This is a genomic window from Clostridioides sp. ES-W-0016-02 (assembly GCF_020641035.1).
In the GTDB taxonomy this organism is placed as follows: Bacteria; Bacillota; Clostridia; order Peptostreptococcales; family Peptostreptococcaceae; genus Clostridioides.
The window spans coordinates 714,901-734,128 of sequence record NZ_CP061361.1 but is presented as its reverse complement, the minus strand read 5'-3'; the positions used below and the strand labels follow the sequence as shown (position 1 = coordinate 734,128).

Annotated in this window: 15 protein-coding genes and 1 other annotated feature; of the genes, 4 read left to right on the top strand and 11 right to left on the bottom strand. The window is 28.8% G+C overall.

What is annotated here, in order from left to right:
- Positions 1-447 precede the first annotated feature (447 nt).
- From IC758_RS03795 to infC, 5 genes are all read right to left on the bottom strand, one after another.
- Positions 448-1,365, bottom strand: coding sequence for an exopolyphosphatase (locus IC758_RS03795; RefSeq protein WP_227433486.1), 918 nt, complete (start codon positions 1,363-1,365; stop codon positions 448-450).
- A gap of 462 nt (positions 1,366-1,827) precedes the next feature.
- Positions 1,828-2,364, bottom strand: a complete 537-nt coding sequence (locus IC758_RS03790) for a helix-turn-helix domain-containing protein (protein ID WP_227824702.1) — start codon at positions 2,362-2,364, stop codon at positions 1,828-1,830.
- 163 nt (positions 2,365-2,527) lie between these two features.
- Entirely contained in the window at positions 2,528-2,884 is a 357-nt protein-coding gene (gene rplT / locus IC758_RS03785) for a 50S ribosomal protein L20 (RefSeq protein WP_227433488.1), read from the bottom strand.
- Positions 2,885-2,944: 60 nt separating this feature from the next.
- Positions 2,945-3,139, bottom strand: coding sequence for a 50S ribosomal protein L35 (gene rpmI / locus IC758_RS03780; protein WP_003418222.1), 195 nt, complete (start codon positions 3,137-3,139; stop codon positions 2,945-2,947).
- 27 nt (positions 3,140-3,166) lie between these two features.
- Positions 3,167-3,676, bottom strand: a complete 510-nt coding sequence (gene infC, locus IC758_RS03775) for a translation initiation factor IF-3 (protein ID WP_227433661.1) — start codon at positions 3,674-3,676, stop codon at positions 3,167-3,169.
- Between the two features lie 28 nt (positions 3,677-3,704).
- Positions 3,705-3,847: a sequence feature (ribosomal protein L20 leader region), on the bottom strand.
- A 558-nt stretch (positions 3,848-4,405) separates the two neighbouring features.
- Between infC and IC758_RS03770 the strand changes: the two genes are divergently transcribed.
- Both IC758_RS03770 and IC758_RS03765 read left to right on the top strand, forming a co-directional pair.
- The gene (locus IC758_RS03770; protein WP_227433489.1) at positions 4,406-5,809 is read left to right on the top strand and encodes an ATP-dependent metallopeptidase FtsH/Yme1/Tma family protein; all 1,404 of its coding nucleotides are present in this window, start codon (positions 4,406-4,408) and stop codon (positions 5,807-5,809) included.
- Positions 5,810-6,333: 524 nt separating this feature from the next.
- The gene (locus IC758_RS03765) at positions 6,334-9,660 is read left to right on the top strand and encodes a cell wall-binding repeat-containing protein (RefSeq protein WP_227860770.1); all 3,327 of its coding nucleotides are present in this window, start codon (positions 6,334-6,336) and stop codon (positions 9,658-9,660) included.
- Positions 9,661-9,800: 140 nt separating this feature from the next.
- Here IC758_RS03765 and IC758_RS03760 read toward each other — a convergent pair whose 3' ends face one another.
- The 6 genes from IC758_RS03760 to IC758_RS03735 form a co-directional block, all read right to left on the bottom strand.
- Positions 9,801-10,823, bottom strand: coding sequence for a LacI family DNA-binding transcriptional regulator (locus IC758_RS03760; RefSeq protein WP_227433491.1), 1,023 nt, complete (start codon positions 10,821-10,823; stop codon positions 9,801-9,803).
- Between the two features lie 96 nt (positions 10,824-10,919).
- Entirely contained in the window at positions 10,920-12,518 is a 1,599-nt protein-coding gene (locus IC758_RS03755) for a sodium:solute symporter (protein WP_227433492.1), read from the bottom strand.
- A 40-nt stretch (positions 12,519-12,558) separates the two neighbouring features.
- A complete protein-coding gene (locus IC758_RS03750) occupies positions 12,559-13,833 on the bottom strand; it encodes an MFS transporter (protein WP_227483026.1) in 1,275 nt (424 codons plus the stop codon).
- 137 nt (positions 13,834-13,970) lie between these two features.
- Entirely contained in the window at positions 13,971-15,269 is a 1,299-nt protein-coding gene (locus IC758_RS03745) for an ester cyclase (RefSeq protein ID WP_413927701.1), read from the bottom strand.
- A 50-nt stretch (positions 15,270-15,319) separates the two neighbouring features.
- Positions 15,320-16,327 carry a nuclear transport factor 2 family protein gene (locus IC758_RS03740; protein ID WP_227855441.1) on the bottom strand — a complete coding sequence of 336 codons (1,008 nt, stop codon included), beginning with the start codon at positions 16,325-16,327 and terminating at the stop codon, positions 15,320-15,322.
- Between the two features lie 415 nt (positions 16,328-16,742).
- Complete coding sequence (locus tag IC758_RS03735; RefSeq protein WP_227860769.1) at positions 16,743-17,363, bottom strand: hypothetical protein; 621 nt, start codon at positions 17,361-17,363, stop codon at positions 16,743-16,745.
- Positions 17,364-17,663: 300 nt separating this feature from the next.
- Here IC758_RS03735 and IC758_RS03730 point away from each other — a divergent pair, with 300 nt between their 5' ends.
- Complete coding sequence (locus tag IC758_RS03730; RefSeq protein WP_227433496.1) at positions 17,664-18,161, top strand: RNA polymerase sigma factor; 498 nt, start codon at positions 17,664-17,666, stop codon at positions 18,159-18,161.
- Positions 18,139-18,918, top strand: coding sequence for a hypothetical protein (locus IC758_RS03725; RefSeq protein ID WP_227433497.1), 780 nt, complete (start codon positions 18,139-18,141; stop codon positions 18,916-18,918). Before IC758_RS03730 ends, IC758_RS03725 begins: the two co-directional genes overlap by 23 nt.
- The last annotated feature ends 310 nt before the right edge of the window (positions 18,919-19,228 follow it).

Genomic DNA, 19,228 nt, shown 5'->3' with positions numbered 1-19,228 from the left:
ATAATTTAAAGATATACATTTCATTTCTTATGTCATGGTATTTAAACATACTTAATAATATATTTAAATATACTATTAGAAAACTTTAAATAGATACTTCAAATAACAAACTTTTATTTAACACAGATAGCTATGATGAGATTGTAGCGATATTAAAATATATGGAGAAAATCGAGTATAAAATATTATTTGAACAGTTAAGTAACCAGAATAGTTGTAAAATTGATAAAGGGACTTGTGTATTTTTGACTGTATTACGTATATTTTATCTTATATTCAAAATATAGAAATACAAAGTAATTTTATATCCTCAGATATGATTGTTGCATATGTAAGCATCCTCAATATGCATGCTTATAGGAACTTCATTGTACCACTTCACTTTCTTATGTTAAAAGGTACAATGAAATTCTATTTTATTTATACTATCCTTTATAAATTAGAGCATTACTTCTTAGGATTTATAAGTTCATCAAGCAACATTGGAAGTAACTCGTCTATTTGTTCATCATTAAATTGGCAAGTCCCAACAGCTTTGTGACCTCCACCGCCATACTTAAGCATTAGACTACCAACATCAACATTTGAAGTTCTATTTAAAATACTATATCCTACAGCTACAGAACACCCTTTCCCACCTTTTCCATTTACAATCCAAGCAGAAATATTTTGTTCTGGATACATACTGTAAATCATGAAACGATTACCTGTATAAATTGGCTCTACTCCACGTAAATCAGAAATAATAACATCTCCTTCTGTACGTGTGTATTTAGCAACCATTTCTTTAAATTTATCTGTTTGCTCAAAATAAACTTCTATACGTTCCTTTACATCTGACAGATTTAAAATTTCTTCTGTATCTAAAGTTCTACATGCATCAATTAACTTTTCCATCAATTGATAGTTAGATATAGTAAAGTTTCTCCAACGCCCCAACCCTGTTCTTGGGTCCATAAGATAACCAATTAAAATCCATCCAGTTGGATTTTGTACCTCTTCTATAGTAAGATTTCCAGAATCAACTTTGTCTACTGCTTCTAACATTTCATTAAAATGAGAAAATTTTTCATTTCCACCATAATACTCATAAATAATTCTTGCACAAGAAGGAGCAATGCGACTTTCGCCTCTATACCTTCCTTTAAGCTCATTTCGCTCAAATTCACTAGAATGATGGTCAAACCAAAGACCACACCCTTCTACAAATGGTACATTGGCAAGACAATCATTTTCTGTCACCTCAACCAACCCATCTTGTAAATCCTTAGGATGAGCAAATTTCCAATCATCAATAATACCTGCTTCTTTTAATAATGCACCACAAACTAATCCATCAAAATCAGAACGTGTAATCAATCTCATATGTTTCAACCCCTTTGCTTTAAATATATGCCTATAGATATTGTAATTTTTTCCTTAAATATATAATATCACTTTACATGTCAGCTTGATATACATTTCAATATATACTAACAAAACTTATTTTTTGGACTATAAATAGCTTTATTTATTATCTAAAGTACAACGTTGTCTTTTACTAGGAATATAGTTATAACTTGCCTAACAACCAAAATTAAATCAAAATAAAATACTTATATTTTGTTGTAGTCTTAAATATAACCTATATCACGTTATATCAATTCATCATATAAATTTTATAAATTAACATAAAAATATCACTTATGTAAAGTTTAACATGCTAAAATAAAGATAGCAATTTGATATAGAAATCAAACTGCTATCTTTATTTTAAAACTACCCTCAATATTTTATTTAATCATACTAGCTTATATATTGTTTACACTGCACTTCAACAATTTTACTTTATTCTTCTTTAGGAGGTGCAATTATTAATCCTATAGAGTGCATTTTGCGTCCTTCTCCTGATGAGTTATTTCTTAAAGGTTCTAGTATATCACCAATCTTTCTAGCTACTTCAGTTATTTCTTCTAGATTCGCATATATTGGACAGACAGAAAAAACAGAGCCATCTTTTAAAATATCTTTTTCTTCTCTTTTAGCATAATCATAAAACTCCTTCATAAATGCCATCATATATTGAGTAAACAGCTGTACATATGCTTCTGCTGAGTTTTCATTTATCATTTTTTTTGCATCATCATCAATATCTGACTTAACAGCATATACCTTTTCAACAGTTCCTCGTATTTTATTTTCTTCAACTACCTTTAGAATATTATCCTTTAACATTTTATCAAGATAACGATAAAGTGTAGCTTGTGATATATCCTTAAACTTCTCTGCTAATTGCTTTGCTGTAGTTTGCTTATTTGAATAAATCTCAAGTAACAACTTGCATTTAACTGGATTTATGAAGCAATCCATAAGTTTATCATTCATATTATACTACCTCCTCATTATTATTAATAAGATAATATTATTATATTGATAATATTTAATCAAGTTTATTAAAAATTTTATATAAACAAATAATATTCAAAAAATAAAAAAAGCCCTTGAATTATGTAAATAATTCAAGGGCTTTTTTTATCATGATTTAATACTAAGCTAATTTTGCTTTAGCAACTTCTGCTAATTTAGCAAATCCATCTGGATCTTGTATAGCCATTTCAGATAACATTTTTCTGTTAACTTCAATACCAGATAATTTTAATCCATTCATTAATCTTGAATAAGATATTCCATTCATTCTAGCTGCTGCATTTATTCTTTGTATCCAAAGTTTTCTGAAGTCTCTTTTCTTTAACTTTCTTCCTATATAAGCATTTTTTAATGCCTTCATTACGAATGTATTTGCTGGTCTATATAATTTGCTTCTAGATCCTCTGAATCCTTTTGCAAGTTTTAATATTTTTTTATGCTTCTTACGAGCGTTCATAGCTTTTTTAACTCTTGCCATCGTTATGACCTCCTTTTATATCCCTCTTCTATAGTTATTGTTTATAATCCGTATCCTATCCTAGTATGGTAATAATTGTGCTATTCTCTTAGCATCTCCATCACTTACTAGAGTTGATTTTCTTAAGTTCATCTTAGTTTTTGCAGATTTTTTAGTTAATATATGTTTTTTATAAGCTTTAGCTCTCTTTAACTTTCCTGTTCCTGTTTTCTTTAATCTCTTTGCTGCACCTCTATGAGTTTTCATTTTAGGCATGACAAATTCCTCCTCTCAGTTAATCATCTATTTTTTTGGATCTATAATTACAACCATATTATTACCCTCAAATGCAGGGGCTTTTGTTGGTTCTCCAAACTCTTTTATTATCTCTAAAAACTTTAACATAACTTCTCTACCTATATCTTTATGTCCTAGTTCTCTACCTCTAAATCTAAGTTCAACTTTGACTTTATCCCCTTTTTTAAGGAATTTTATAGCATTATTAGCTTTCGTATTTAAATCATTTTGTTCAATACCTGGTCTAAGTCTTACTTCTTTTACAACTATAGTCTTTTGTTTTTTCTTAGCTTCTTTATCTTTTCTCGCTTGCTCATATCTAAACTTTCCATAATCCATTATCTTACACACTGGTGGATTTGCATTTGGCGAGATTTGAACTAAATCTAAGTTTTTACTAGTAGCCATTGCTTGAGCTTCTTTAGTAGGCATTACTCCAAGTTGTTCACCTGTAGGTGAAAGGACTCTTATTTCCTTGTCTTTTATTTGTTCATTGATTGCTAATTCTTTGCTAATTGTAGGACACCTCCAAAATTTTTATAAAATATAAAATAAAAAGCGGATGACATAATCATCCGCAATATAAGTTACCAAATTTAAACAAGCTTAAATTACTATTAAGCTTTAACTTATATTTACCTTACTAACCATCGGCGTAAGGTGAGAAGCGGACTTCTTCTTTGTTTTATTCTTACCCTATCTACTATATCATTTTATCAAATTTTTTGCAACTATTTTTTTAAGTTTAATAAATTTTTACTAAATTAACTGCTTTTTTATTTAAACCTACATATATTTATTATAAGGTACATAATATTTGCATTTAATTATTTCTTCCTAATACTTATTATATGCTTGTACTATTTATTTTGCTCTTATTTTTCAAAATTTAATTAAAAAAATTCAAACTTCAACTTTAAAATCTTTTATTATCCTACTACTCTATATAGTAAATACCTAAAAACACTTCTTTAGCCAATTTTATACTGAATACTTTACTTTACATCCTTTAATATCTATATTATGGTTTTTTCATCATTTCAATTTTATCTTGATTTGTCGTATTTTTTTAGTATATAAAGTTAATTTGCACATATTTATAAATGACTTTTTTCAGTTAAATTTATGAATTTATTTTTATTTAGATTGCATGTATATTTTTTCCATAAAAAATAAATAATAAAAAATAGTAAATATGGAAAATATAAAATTGATTAACAATAATTAATTACCTGAGGTGTGAATATGAAAATGCTAAACAACTTTTTTAAAAAAATTAACAATCCAGTTCCTGTCTTTGCACAGACAAAAATGGAAAGAGAAAATCAAACAGATGATTCACTTTCTACAAAACCAAAAACTACATTTAGAGATGTAGCTGGATTAGACGAAGTAAAAGAAGAACTATTTGAAATAGTTGATTTTATGAAGTCTCCACAAAAGTATCAAAAAATGGGTGCAAAAATACCTAAAGGGGTATTATTTTATGGTCCTCCAGGAACAGGAAAAACATTACTTGCATCTGCTGTAGCTGGTGAAACAAACTCATCATTTTTCAATGTTACAGGTTCTGAGTTCGTTGAAAAATACGTAGGTGTAGGAGCAAAAAGGGTAAGAACTCTATTTGAAAAAGCTAGAAAAGAAGCTCCAAGTATAATATTTATAGACGAAATAGATGCTGTAGGAGCAAAAAGACATCTTGAAAGTAACAATGAGAAAGACCAAACGTTAAACCAACTTTTAGTTGAAATGGATGGATTTAATAAAGACTCCAATGTATTAATAATAGGTGCTACCAATAGACTTGACTTATTAGATGAAGCTTTACTTAGACCAGGAAGATTTGACAGACACATTCATATAGGTGCACCAAATTATCATACTAGATTTGAAATTCTAAAGGTACATACAGATGACAAGCCTATAGACAAATCTGTAAATCTAGAACTTTTAGCTAAAAAAACTCACGGTTTCAACGGAGCCCATCTTTCAAATATAGCAAATGAAGCAGCTATATTTGCAGTTAGAGATGACAGTGAATATATTACAGCAGAACACTTCGACAAAGCACTTGAAAGAGTTATTGCAGGATTAGAATCTAAAAACTCTTCATTAGTTGAAAAAGAGAAAAAGATAGTAGCTTATCATGAGGCTGGACATGCTCTTGTAAGTGATATCGTTGGAATTTGTCCTATACAAAAAATATCTATAGTGCCTAGAGGACAAGCATTAGGTTATGTTCTTCAATTACCTGATGAAGATAGATATATTTATACTAGAGATGAACTGATTGGAAAAATAAAAATATTACTTGCTGGAAAAGCATCAGAAGAATTAATATTTAATCATAAATCTACGGGAGCAAAGGATGACTTAAAGAAAGTTACTGAGATAGCTAACCAAATGGTTTGTGAGTATGGTATGAGTAACTTAGGATTTATGACTATTGATGGAAATGATAAGACTTTCTTATGTGATAAAATTCAAAAAGAAGCTAATCGTATAGTTGAAAGTTGTTATAAGGAAACTTTAGAGATGTTAAAGGATAATCTTGAAGATTTACATTCTGTTTCTAAATTCCTATTTGAAAAAGAAACTATGACTCATGAAGAATTAAAAGATTTAATAGGAAAAGAAGCTGTAAATTAATTTGATAGTATTTTAAATAATTCTTACATTAAAATTAATAATTAATCTTAAAAAGAATTTAAATATTTAAAATGTACCAAAATACTTTAAGATGATATGTCTTGAGGCTGTAGATAGATTTGTGTAAAAACAAATTTACCTACAGCCTCTTCATTAATTTTATAGCCTCTGACTACTCTATTCTTTCTTCAAAATCCTATATTTGTGATTTGTCTTTATCAGTTACATCTATAGCAATTAGATTTTTGTATATTAAAGCTACACAACTTTATCCTTATGTAAATATGATAATCTCTTAATGTAAACATGACAATCTCTTATCTGATTTTAAGAATCATTTAGAGATTGTCTCTTTTTATTTATATGATTAATAATAAATGCTATCTTCCTGTAAACATAAGATTAACATTACTATGATATTGTTTTGTATATAAATACCAATAGACTAATATATAAGACACTAATAAAAAGTAAATTTTAAATGTTAAACACATAAATAATACATATAAAAAGGGTGAAATATCATGAATAAAAAATTAAATGCAAGAATTATATCTACAGGAATGGTTATGACTACACTAGTTACAGGAGTTGCTCAGGCACAAGAAACTGCTCAAGGTAATACTAATATAGAAAAGTCAGAAAAAACAACACAATCTAAAAGTAGAAAAGAAATTAAAACTAGTAGTACTACATATAGTCAACTAGCTGATTTTCTTTTACAATCAGCTAAATCATATAATTCTAATATAGATAAAAAGAAAATCCTGTCTGGATACGAAAAGAAAGAAAATCAAAAAGTTAATAGACTAGATGGTCTTATCATGATAAGTAGAGCTTTTGGAACTTTATCAGCTCCAAAAGGTCAAAATGAAAGAGTGGCAGATAAAAATGTAAGTTTTACAGATATCCCTGTTTCTGCTAAGTCTCATATAGATAACTTAATAAAGGGTGGAGTTATGGTTAACACTAAAGACAAAAAACTTCATGGTAGTGATGTTATTACTGTAGGAGAAGTTGATACTATGGTTAGACGTATCTGGGCATTTAAAGGTAGCAATCCAAAAGATGATTTTTATAATTTTGTAAATAAAAAGTCTTTGGAAGAATCAAAGCTTCCAAGTGACGAAGCAGTATCTGGTGGTTATGTTGATATTGAAAATGAGAACACAAAAAAAATTAATGCTATTATTAAAAAGATAGTAGAAGGGAATCATAAAAAAGGTAGTGAAGAGCAAAAGATTAAAGATTTCTATCTTAATATACTAGACATGAAAAGCAGAAATGAACTTGGAAATAAACCAATAAAAAAATATCTTGATGCTATAGATAAAGCAAAGAATGTAAAAGAACTTAGCGATATTCAAAAAAAATCACTTGAAGAAATAGGAACTGGTGGTTTGGTTACTCTTTCTTTAATGCAAGACAATGTAGGTGAAGCAAAATATGCTTTATATATAGGAACAATAGCTGATACACATTTATTTAGCTCCTATTCAAATGATGAAGTAATAGAAAATAGTAAAACATTTTTTAAAAAACTGTTAATTTTAAGTGGAGAAAGTGAAGCACAAGCTAGTAAGCATGTTGATGAGTATATAAACTTTGTAAAAAAAGTATCTGGAGGTGAAGAAAATATTGATAAGAGGATGACTTTAAAAGAGATGGAAGAAAAAATGCCAAACTTAGAGTTGTCTAAAATGCTTACTGCTGCTGGATATACTAATCTTCCTAAAGAAATCAAGCTAATGAATCCAAAAGATTTAGAACTATTTAATAAGGCATATACTAATAATAATTTAGAAGTTTTAAAAACACTTTTTAAAATAAAACTTTCTGAAGAAAATGCGCAATTTTTAGACCAAAAATATCTAAATGTTTGGGCTGAAAATTTTAATCCTGGTGCAGATGCTTCACAAAGTAAAATAACTGAAAAAGATGCATCAGTATTAACATCAGAAAGGTTCAATTCATATCTTGGAAAATTATTTGTAGAGAAATATTTTCCTGAAAAATCAAAGAAAGATATTGAAGATATGATTAAATCTTTTGTAGAATTATATAAAGAAAGAATTAAAAAACTTGACTGGATGAGTGAATCTACCAAAAAAGAAGCTATAAAAAAACTTGATAAAATGACATTTGTAGTTGGCTATCCTGATAAATGGGAATCTGATACAGAAAATGTAGACATTAAAAGTAAAGAAAATGGTGGAAATTATTTTGATAATATAACTGCTTTTAAACTTGCACGTCTAAAAAAGGATGCTGAAGATACAGGTAAGGTAGTACCAAAAGATAGATTTAATTTAGCAACATTTACTGTAAATGCAGTGTATGGAATGTATGATAATGCAATGACTTTCCCAGCAGGTATTTTACAAGCACCTTTATATGACCCAAAGGCATCAAGAGAAGAAAATCTAGGTGCAATAGGTGCAATAATAGGTCATGAAATTTCTCATGCATTTGACAACAGTGGAGCCAAATATGATTCAAGTGGGAAAAAACATGATTGGTGGACTAAGGATGATTACAGAGAATTTCAAGAACGTTGTAATGATGTAGTTAATTTCTATGATGGATGGGAAATAGCTCCAGGTGTAAAAGCAAATGGTAAGATAAGTTTAGGTGAAAATATTGCAGATATAGGTGGTGTAGGAGCAGCCTTGGGAATTTTATCAAAGATGGAAAATCCAAATTATGATAAGTTCTTCAAGAGTTATGCAAAGTCATATATTAGATTATACACAAGAGAATATGCAAAGAACTCTACAGGAGATGAGCATAGTCCAAATACTTTAAGAGTAAATCGTGTCTTATCAAATTTCGAAGAATTCTATAAAACGTATAATATAACAAAGAATGATGGTATGTATGTAGCTCCTGAGGATAGAGTAAATTTATGGGATAATCTAGACACTAATGTAAAATCTAAAAAAATGACTGGAGATGACAGATTCGAAACAGCAGTAAAAGTATCTAAAGAAGGCTGGAAAACTTCAAATACTGTAATAATTGTAAACGGTACTGATAAGCACTTAGTAGATGGATTATCGTCTACTCCACTTGCAAATACAAAAAATGCACCAATGTTACTTTCTAATGGAAATAATGTAGATAAATCAACAATGGATGAAATTAAAAGATTAAAAGCATCTAATGTAATAGTTGTAGGTGGTGAAGCTTCAATATCCAATTCAGTTGTTAACCAACTAAAAGGTGTTAATAAATCTATGAATGTAAAAAGAATAGGTGGGAAATCAAGATATGAAACGTCTTTAAATATAGCTAAAGAAATGTCTGGTAATAACAATATTGATACAATATATGTAAGTGCTGGAGATGGAGAAGCTGATGCACTCTCTATTTCATCAGTAGCAGGAAAAAATAACTCTCCTATAATACTTACACAAAAAGATGGTTTAGATAAAGATACATATGATTATATTAAATCTAAAAAAATAAAAACTTCTTACTTTATAGGTGGGGAAACTAAAATCTCTCAAAAAGCTATAGAACAAATTAATAATGTAACTTCAAATGATGTATCAAAAAATAGAATTGCTGGAAATGACAGACAAGAAACTAATGCCCATGTTATTGAACGTTTCTATAAAGATAATAGCATAAATGGGGTGATATTAGCTAAGGAAAATAATCTGATTGATGCTTTATCAGTAGGTCCATTTGCCTCAAAGGAAAATATGCCAGTTGTAATAGCCACAAGTAGTTTAAATAAAGAGCAAGAAAATATATTAGATAAAAAAAACTCAGAAAAAGTATATCAAGTAGGTGGTGGCATAAAATTATCTGTACTTAATAAATTGAGACTTTTATTAAACAAATAATATAAATAAAAAAATATACTATAAATATAGGTTTACTAAATTAATCACAAGTATTCAAGAAAGTATTCTTCATTTTGAATTTGAAGAATACTTTTCTTGTTTATACAGTATTATTAGTATATCTTTAATATAATTTTATCCTAAATGGTAGAATCTCTTTTAATTAATTCAGGCTTAAGCATTTCAACTACTGGCTCACAATCATCTTCTTCTAATAAGATTTTAAGTATATTAATCGTTTTTCCAATTAATAAGTCTAATGGTTGTCTAATCGTTGTTAAACTATAACTTTTCCATGAAGCCATCTGAATATCATCATATCCCATTACTGATAAATCCTCTGGTATCTTCAATTTATACTCAAATCTTGCAGCATCCATTACACCCATAGCTATCAAATCACTTGTACAAAAAATTGCTGTTGGAGGACTTGATAATGCTAACATTCTCTTTCCAGCTTCATATCCAGAATCATAATCATAATTTGCAGATTCTTCTTTAAGATTGTGAATTCCGTTTTGTCTTAATTTAGAATAAAATCCAATTTTCTTTTCCATTTCCTCACTTGTTTCTCTTGTAAATTGAATGTATCCTATATTTTTATGTCCCCTATCAATTAGGTATTCAGCAGCCATTCCTCCACCTTCAATTGGGTCTACATAAACTGTACTTATTTTTATACCTGGTATAAAACGATTAAAAAGAATCACAGGAATATTATTTTCTTCACATGTCTCAGCCATTACCTTATTCATAGCTGAAGCTGTAATAATCACAGCTTCCACTTGAAACTGAATTACTCTTGAAATTATATTATCTATTCTTTCTTGTCTAGGAACCTTAAAAACAAGACACTGTTTACCTATTTCTTGAATCTTTTCCACGAATAAGTTAATAATTCTGTTGTAAAACGGACCTAGATTATCACCAACTATCAATCCTATAACATTTGTTTTGCCACTAATCATTCCTCTTGCAACTAAATTAGGAACATATCCAATTTCATCTGCTACACGGAAAATTTTTTCTCTTACTTCAGGTTTTACACCTTTTCCATTTGCACTACCAAATGCCCTTGAAACTGATGACTGCGATACTCCTGCTAATTTTGCAACATCTTTTGAAGTAGCCGATTTATTATAATGAACTTTCTTTTGATTCATTTAGTATTTCTCCTTAAACATCTTGTATTTCTTTTTAAACATCTTGCATTTCTTTTTAACGCCCTTTACTTCTTATTAAACATCTTGCATTTCTCATTAAAATTGTATTAAAAATAAGATTATATATTGGACAACGAAAAAAACTAACACAATTAACTCTTGTTTACCTAAAGAAAATGGCAATACAGACACTCCATCTACTTTATCTATTCCTTGTGAAATAAGTTCTTTTCTCATACCAAATACAGTATATTTTTTAATATCTTCTATATTATGATTATTCTTTAAAATGATACTAAAAATATATCCAAATATTAATGTTATTGTAGCACCTATTGCTGGATTCCACAACCAACTCACATTATATTTATTAGAAATAAAAAATCCTAAAACTAATCCTATGATAAAACCAATAGATACCCCTTTATCATGAGTTTTGTATGTAAACATAGCCAATATAAATGCACCCGTAGCTGGACCAGCAAAATATGAAATATAGTTACCAACAAGGTCAAGAATTGATTTGATGCTTCCTCCAAATCCCATAATAATAAAACATGTCATAACAATACCTATAATCATTGTTATAATCATCGTGACTTTTAATGACGATTCCTCATTATCTTTTTTAAAATAAAACTCATAAATATCCTTTGTAAAAACAGTTGTCATACTATTTAATATAGAGTCAATACTAGACATAGCCGCTGCAAATACACCAGCAATAATAATTCCAATTGCCCCTACTGGAAGTTCGTTCAAAATAAAAGTAATCATTATTTCATTTGAAGTTTCAAATGTTCTTCCCTTATAATAAACAAATAAAATCACTCCTACTAATAACATAAAATAGTAAGCTAAATTCATAACAAATGCACTAACTACAAAAGAATTTTTGGCTCCTTTTAAAGATTTAGATGTCAAAACTCTTTGAACTTGAGATTGGTCAAAGCAAAAATATCTTATCCACATTACAGTTCCGCCAATCAGAGTAGCCCAAAAAGTATTTGTAATTGAAACATCCATATTAAAATCAAATGTATTTAATTTACCACTCTGTTGTGCAATTTGCAATGTATCAAAAAAGCCAAGATTCATTCCTTTTAGTGCTGTCATACTTACTATAAATACAGCACCTATTACTACTAACATTTGAATACTATCAGTCCATATAACTGCTTTAATTCCCCCTAGTAGTGTATATATAATTGCTACACATACAACTATTGGAACCAAAATATAAAGTGACCAACCAGTGATTATTTGAATAATAAGTACTGGTATATACACCATAGAACTCGCTTGAATCAATGAATTGATAAAAAATTGAATAATAGTTAAGCCCCTTGAATAATTGCCTAAACGAAGTCCCATATATTCATATACAGATGTTATTTTTAATCTATAAATAACTGGGGTGGTAATGCTCAGTGCAAAAAATATTGCTAAAGGGACTGTAATGTTAACCATTACTGGATACATTCCATCCATATATGCCCATCCAGGCCCCCCTATAAATCCATTAGCACTAATCATAGTAGCAGCAACTGACAAAGCGATTGGAATCCATGGCATTGACCTACCTGCTAAGAAATAATCTTCTTGATTTTTATTATCTTTTCCTGAATAATAACCAATAACCAACATTAACAGCAAATATCCTACTATAATACACACATCAATTACTGAAATCATAAGCCACCCCTTTCTAACCAACAAAATAGTTCTTAGAATTCTACTCTTTCTTGTTTAATGTTTCTGGTAAGAACAGCCATACAATAGCACCTGCTACAAATACTGCTGTTGATATATAAAAAATAGTTGTCATACCTAAAGCACCAGAAGCTGTACCAGCTATTGCAGGAATTGCAAATGTAGATATAATTCTTCCTCCATTAAATGACATTCCAGAGGACAATGAACGATATTTACTTGGGAATAACTCTGTATAGTATGCTCCCCATGCTCCAGAATACCCAACAGCAATTCCTAATAATACTGATATCATATAAAATGCTGTTGTATTATTTCCTCCTAGTTTTGTATATATAAATACAAATACTGCTGCTAATGCCATCCCTATAAAAGGTACTTTTCTTCCAAATTTATCTGCTATTGAACCCCAAAATAAATATCCTACTAACTGCCCAATTCCTTGTAAACTATATATAGAACCTGCTACTGCTGCTGTCATTCCTATCCCTGTTACCAAATATGTAGTTGCATTGTTTGAAAATGCTGAGTATGCTGTGAAGTTAGCACCTGATAAAATAATTGTTCCTAGTCCAATCCACAAATATTTCCCCTTATACATACTTACATAGCTAATTTTTTCACCTGTTTCTTTTCCTTTTTTAACTAATTCTCTTGTATACTCTGAATCATCTGGTACAAAGAAAAATGCCAAAATAGCTCCAACTATAGGTGGTATAATCGCAGTATACATTAATATTTGCCAATTTGCATCACCTAAAAATCCATACACTTTCCCACCAAAAATCATAGCTAGTGAAAATAATGCAGTTAATACAGCAGCTAACTTACCACGATATTTGCTTGGAAACATATCTGCAACTAGAGGCATAGCTGTTCCAAATACACCACCCAATACTACCCCTGTGCATAAACGTGCAATTTTCCACAATATAATATTTGTAGGAGATAACATTGGAATAAAAGTCGTCAACCCAATTAATAAAGCTACACTAATTAAAGTTTTCTTTTTACCAAGCTTTGTAGAAATTACTCCAAAAATGAATGTACCTGGAATTGTACCAAAGGACATGACAGCAAATATTTCTTCTGTCTGTTTTAATGAAAACCCAAATCCACCTTCTGCCAAAGTATAAATCATTGTTGGTTTAATAAAGGTACCTACCATAAAGTTATAGCAATAGAAAAAGTATATTAAAGCAATCGAAAAAAATGCAATTCCCCTTTTTAGATTTGAATAATCTTTTCCTAGTATAATATCATTTTCTATCACATCTGTTGTTTTCATATTATTCATAATTACCCCTCCCTTACTATTAAGCATACTATTGCTAAAACTTTAAATTTTTACTTTTCATACATATTTCTTGCTTAAATTATATAACAAGAATACTTATTATATAATTTCTAAAAATATTTATACTCTAAACTATCTTACTCTTCTACACCCATGTACATCTGCTTCAAAACATCCATACCATCAAAAGTCATCCATTCTTCCTTTACCTTACCTTGTAGTACATGATAATGATTAATTCCCATTACCTCTACATGCTTACCAGAAGGTTGTCCAAAAAATCCAATGCCTTCATTTATTCCACGTAGTCTCCATCTCACAGATACATCATATCCTTCATTTTTTTCCTTTTGATTACAAGTTACTCTTTCTACTTCATAACTGCCATTTGGAATTGAAGCAAGTAAACTTACAATCATTCCTTGAATCTCATCATACCCATTTAAATCTTTATCACATATGAAATGTACTACTGCATTATCGTGATAGTACTTTTTAACTTCATTTATATATTTATAATTGTAAATACGACTTGTCATCTCAAGCATCATTTCACCAACAGAATCATCTTTAGCTTGATACTTTGCTGGCATAAATTGACCATCCATAGACTCACAAATACCATAAGTTGATTGTAAACTCAATACTTTAGATGCACTTGCCTTTGCCATATTTTTTGCCACTTCTTGAGGATTTAACCCTAACTGAGTAACAATCCATAGATTATCTCTAACTAGCCATTCTTCATGGATTCTATTATTCGTAGTAGCACAATCAATTACAGTTCTAAAATTTATCTTTTTTCCAGTTGCTGGAGCAAAATTACTGTCACCTAAATTAGTTGCTGTAGACAAAACACGATGAGAAGACAAAAAACCATCAGCACCAAAATTAGACCATATTACATTTTGACCAATCAGCCTTCTATCTGGAAACGCATGTAAAGTTTGAAGAGTATTTGAGATAACATCTTTTATACCAACTAAATTAGAAGAACCACAGTGCATTGTTACATTATTGTGATATGTATCATAAATAACTCCAATACCTTTTTCTTCCCAAATATTATGTGTAATTTTCATAATATAGTCTACAAAATCTCTATATTTGGAATCAAATCCAGGTAACTTCTGCTCCCTTTTTGTTTGATTTGAAAAATCATTATAATCCATTACTCCAACAGGTGTTACTTCTAGTGAATCTCCATAGTAAATTTTTGTAGACTCCATATTTGTTTCTCCCTTCAATGTAATTTCTTCAGCTTTTTTAATAGTATTATTCTCATTGATTTTATCTATATTAGCTTTATTTACTTCAACATTATTAGCTTTATTTACTCCAACATTACTTAATTTAATCTCATTTATATCAACTTCTTTTGCTTTTGCTTTTTCTTTATCTTGTTCTCTTACATCATTTTTATCAATATACTTCAATTTACATTATCTCCTTTCTTGAATACGTATTCAAAATTAATTATTAAAAATTAAACATTAAAAATACTTTTAGTTCTTTCAAGAATATCAAGACCTTGTTGTTTTAACCAGTATGGAATATCAATCAACACCCAATTTTCTTTAAGTTTATCTCCTTTACGATAGTAAACATCAACGACTTGCATATCTGCCTTAACCTCTCCACCTGGCAATCCTAAAAATCCTCCACATGGGATATTGCTTAAGTTAGGCCATCCAAAGAAACAAGCAAAATTACCTTCTGCGAATCTACATACATGTCCATTAAAAGTCTTTCCTTTTAAATTATTTCTAAATGGCAATTGATGTTGTTCTTGATATCTAGGTATAGTATAAGAAGCTCCAATCCCCCCTGGTCCATACCAAATCATATCTTTAGCCCATGATTTTTCAAGTATCTCTGGTGGGCATCCCATAGAACCACTGTCATTTAGTTCAGACAAATCATCTACCATTTTATTGACTAATGCTAAAGTCTTAACCCCCTCTACTTCATCTGCATCTTCAAAAAGTAATCCATTATGGTCAATTGGTCCTGGATATACAAAATATGAACCTGTTTGTGGTGGCAATGGATTGACACCTGCCTGAATCATAAATCCAATTATATCTACAAATAATCCAGTTTTGGAAATTCTACCATCCTGCACACAGTTAAATTCCGCATATCTTAAGCTAATCATCTTGCGAGTATGCTTAATCCCAAGCCAATCATTATCAAAAAGTCCCATAAAATGACCCATACTCATTACCCACTCACTGTTATCAATTTCATTAGTACCTGCAATGAAGATATCTTGTCGTCTTTGCATATTACTCAATGAATGCTTTAAAGGCTTCCAAAATATATCTGCTACATTTTCAACTCCTTTTTGTTCACGAAATGGATATACGCCTCTCCAGTCATAATCTGACTTCATGTGCTGTTTTAAAATTTTTTTAATTTCATCTCCATTGGCATTTTCTAATGCTTCAAAGTAATTTCTTACAACTCTTTTTGATTCTTGATATTTTCCCATGATTATATCCTCCCAAATTTATAAAGTATAATCTAACTTTATTGACTTGTCATTGCATACGTTTTCTTTTTTACAACCTTTTTATCTATTTTTAGGCTATTTTATGAATACATATGCATTTTTCTAAATATTAACATATATCTAAAAAATTGTAAAGAAAATGTTATCATAAAAATGTAAATTGTAACTTATATCTACTCAAATTTATATGTTTTTAATCATTCCTAATAAAACTAATCTTTATCTCCCATATTTATTGAAATACTTGCACCAATAAACAACTATAAAAAAATAAAGGTGACAGTCTTTTTAAAGCTATCACCTTTTTGATTTAGTCAATAATATGTTTTTATTTGTATTCTGATATTTATTTTTTAACCTTTAATTTAATTGTTTATTTATTGAATTTCTAACCCTATTTTTTATCAGTATCTTTTTTTTCACCTTTAATTTCTTCTTTAGTATTATTTTTCTTAACCTCTTCTACTTGTTCATCAGTTGCTGTTTTAGATTCATAAATTTTTTCATATTCTTTTATATTATTTTTCTCAGTATCTGATTTATTTTCAGACACTATTTTTTCATCTACATTTTGGTTTTCAAATCTTCCACATTTCTGATATTCATTGTTTTCTTGATAATTTTTAGCATCAAATTCTTCATTTTCTTTAAATTCTCTGTAAGTTCTTTCATGACCACTTGGTGCAAATCCTTCATGACCTCTATATTCTCTATTGCCATGACCTCCTTCGTATCCTCTTGGTGCAAATCCTTCATTGCCTCTGCATCCTGCATGTTCATGAAATTGCTTGTATCCTCTTGGTCCAAAGCCTTCATGACACATCATTTCAAATATTTTGCACCCTTCACATACATGATTCCATGGATGTCTATGAGGACCTCCATATCCCACTTGAGCATGATGTTGTGAATATTTACTATCTTCTCCATGATGTTCTTGGTGTTTATGATGTCCTCTCATTTCAAAATCTCCATATCCTCTAAATCCTTCTCTTTTATCTTTGTAATAATTCATATTAACTCCTCCCAATTAACTCGATTTTTTCTATTAATTTATTTTTTAAATTTTATTAAGGTACCTTATCTATTTTTAATTATAAAGGTACCTTATAATTTTGTCAACACTATTTTTAAGGTACCTTTGTATTTTCTTCAATTTCTTTTATTTTCTATTTTCAAAATGAAAAAAATTAGGGATACTCCTACTAATAAAATAATTATTTAAAAAAAGTGAACCATTTATAGTAAAATTTTATCTAATAAGTGTAAGGCAAAAAAGTAGCGCTACGATTTGCATAGAAAGGTAGGAGTACAATTGGATAAAACTACATTTATTAATAATATTCTTGAGTCAGAACAGACTTTGTATCGCATATCTAAGTCTATTTTAGGAAATGACCAAGATTGTGAGGATGCTGTCAACAATGCTATTTTAAAGGCATATGAAAAATTAGACTCACTAAAAGAACAACAATATTTTAAGACTTGGTTGATTAGAATAGTCATAAATGAATGTAATTCATTAAGACGTAAACAGTTTAACCTTCTACCCTTTGAAGAAATTCTCAAGAACAAAAAAGTAGAAGAAGATGATGATTACAGTGATTTATATATTGCTATTCAAGGTTTATCTAAAAAAATTAAGATTCCAATAGTTCTTTATTATATCGAGGGATATTCAATAGATGAGATTAAAGAAATATTAGATATACCTCAAGGAACTGTAAAAAGCAGATTATCAAGAGGTAGAAAATTATTAAAAACTAAATTAGAAAATGTGGAGGTAATGTATGAACAAAAACAAATTAAATAATTCATTTCCGAAAGCTCCAGAAAGCTTTCATAATAGATTAAATAAAACATTAAATAGTCTACCAGAAAGAGGGGAAAATTATAAAATGATTAATAATAAAAAACATAAATTACCATTTAATTTATCATTCAAAAAAGGATTAATTGCAACTTTTGCTGTTACTCTACTTTTGGGTACAACAGTTCTTGCTACAGGAGAGATATCTAGTATAATTGGAAAATCAAGTACTAGGGCTACCTATACATCTATCCCAACTACAGAACAAGTAAAAAAAGACTTTAAATTTGCCCCTAATATAGTTTCTGAATTTAGTAATGGATATAAATTTAAAGGAGCTTATACTATAAATGAAAAAGGACTTGATAAGGAAGATAACATTTTAGGCGAATTAAAAGCACTTGATTTTACCTATGAAAATGGTAATGATGAAATATCTCTTAAAACATCAAATAATGTACTTGGAAAAGATTCTGAGAATATAAAAGTTGTAGATACATACAAAGATGTAAATATTTCTTATGAGGAATTCAAGCAAAAGTATGTACCAGAAGGTTATAAAATGACAGAACAGGATAAACTTGATGAAAAATCAGGTAAATATGTATTTAGTGAGTGGTCAGGTGATGTGGAAGTTAATGAATATAAATATTTGAGCTGGAAACAAAATGGAGTTTATTACTCATTTATAGTTCAGGACTCAGATTTATCTATGAATAATTTAGTAGAGATGGCTCATGAAGTAATAGATACAAAATAAAGATAAGTAATATAAAACATAACTAACAATTGAATTATTTATGAGTCTATTATTTGTGACTTTAATTTATTTATTAGTAAACATAACCATCTATTTTATATTAATATTTTTTTTAGAATTTATATATCAGATTTTAACTATTTAACTGCTATACAAATTCTAACTAAATAATACTACTAAAAAAGCCCTTAAAAACCATCTATTTTGAATTTTAAGGGCTTTAACTTTATCATAAAATACTCATATAAATATTCATTACAAGTACATAATAAATATATAATAATCCTAAAAAATTAGAAAAGAATTAAAA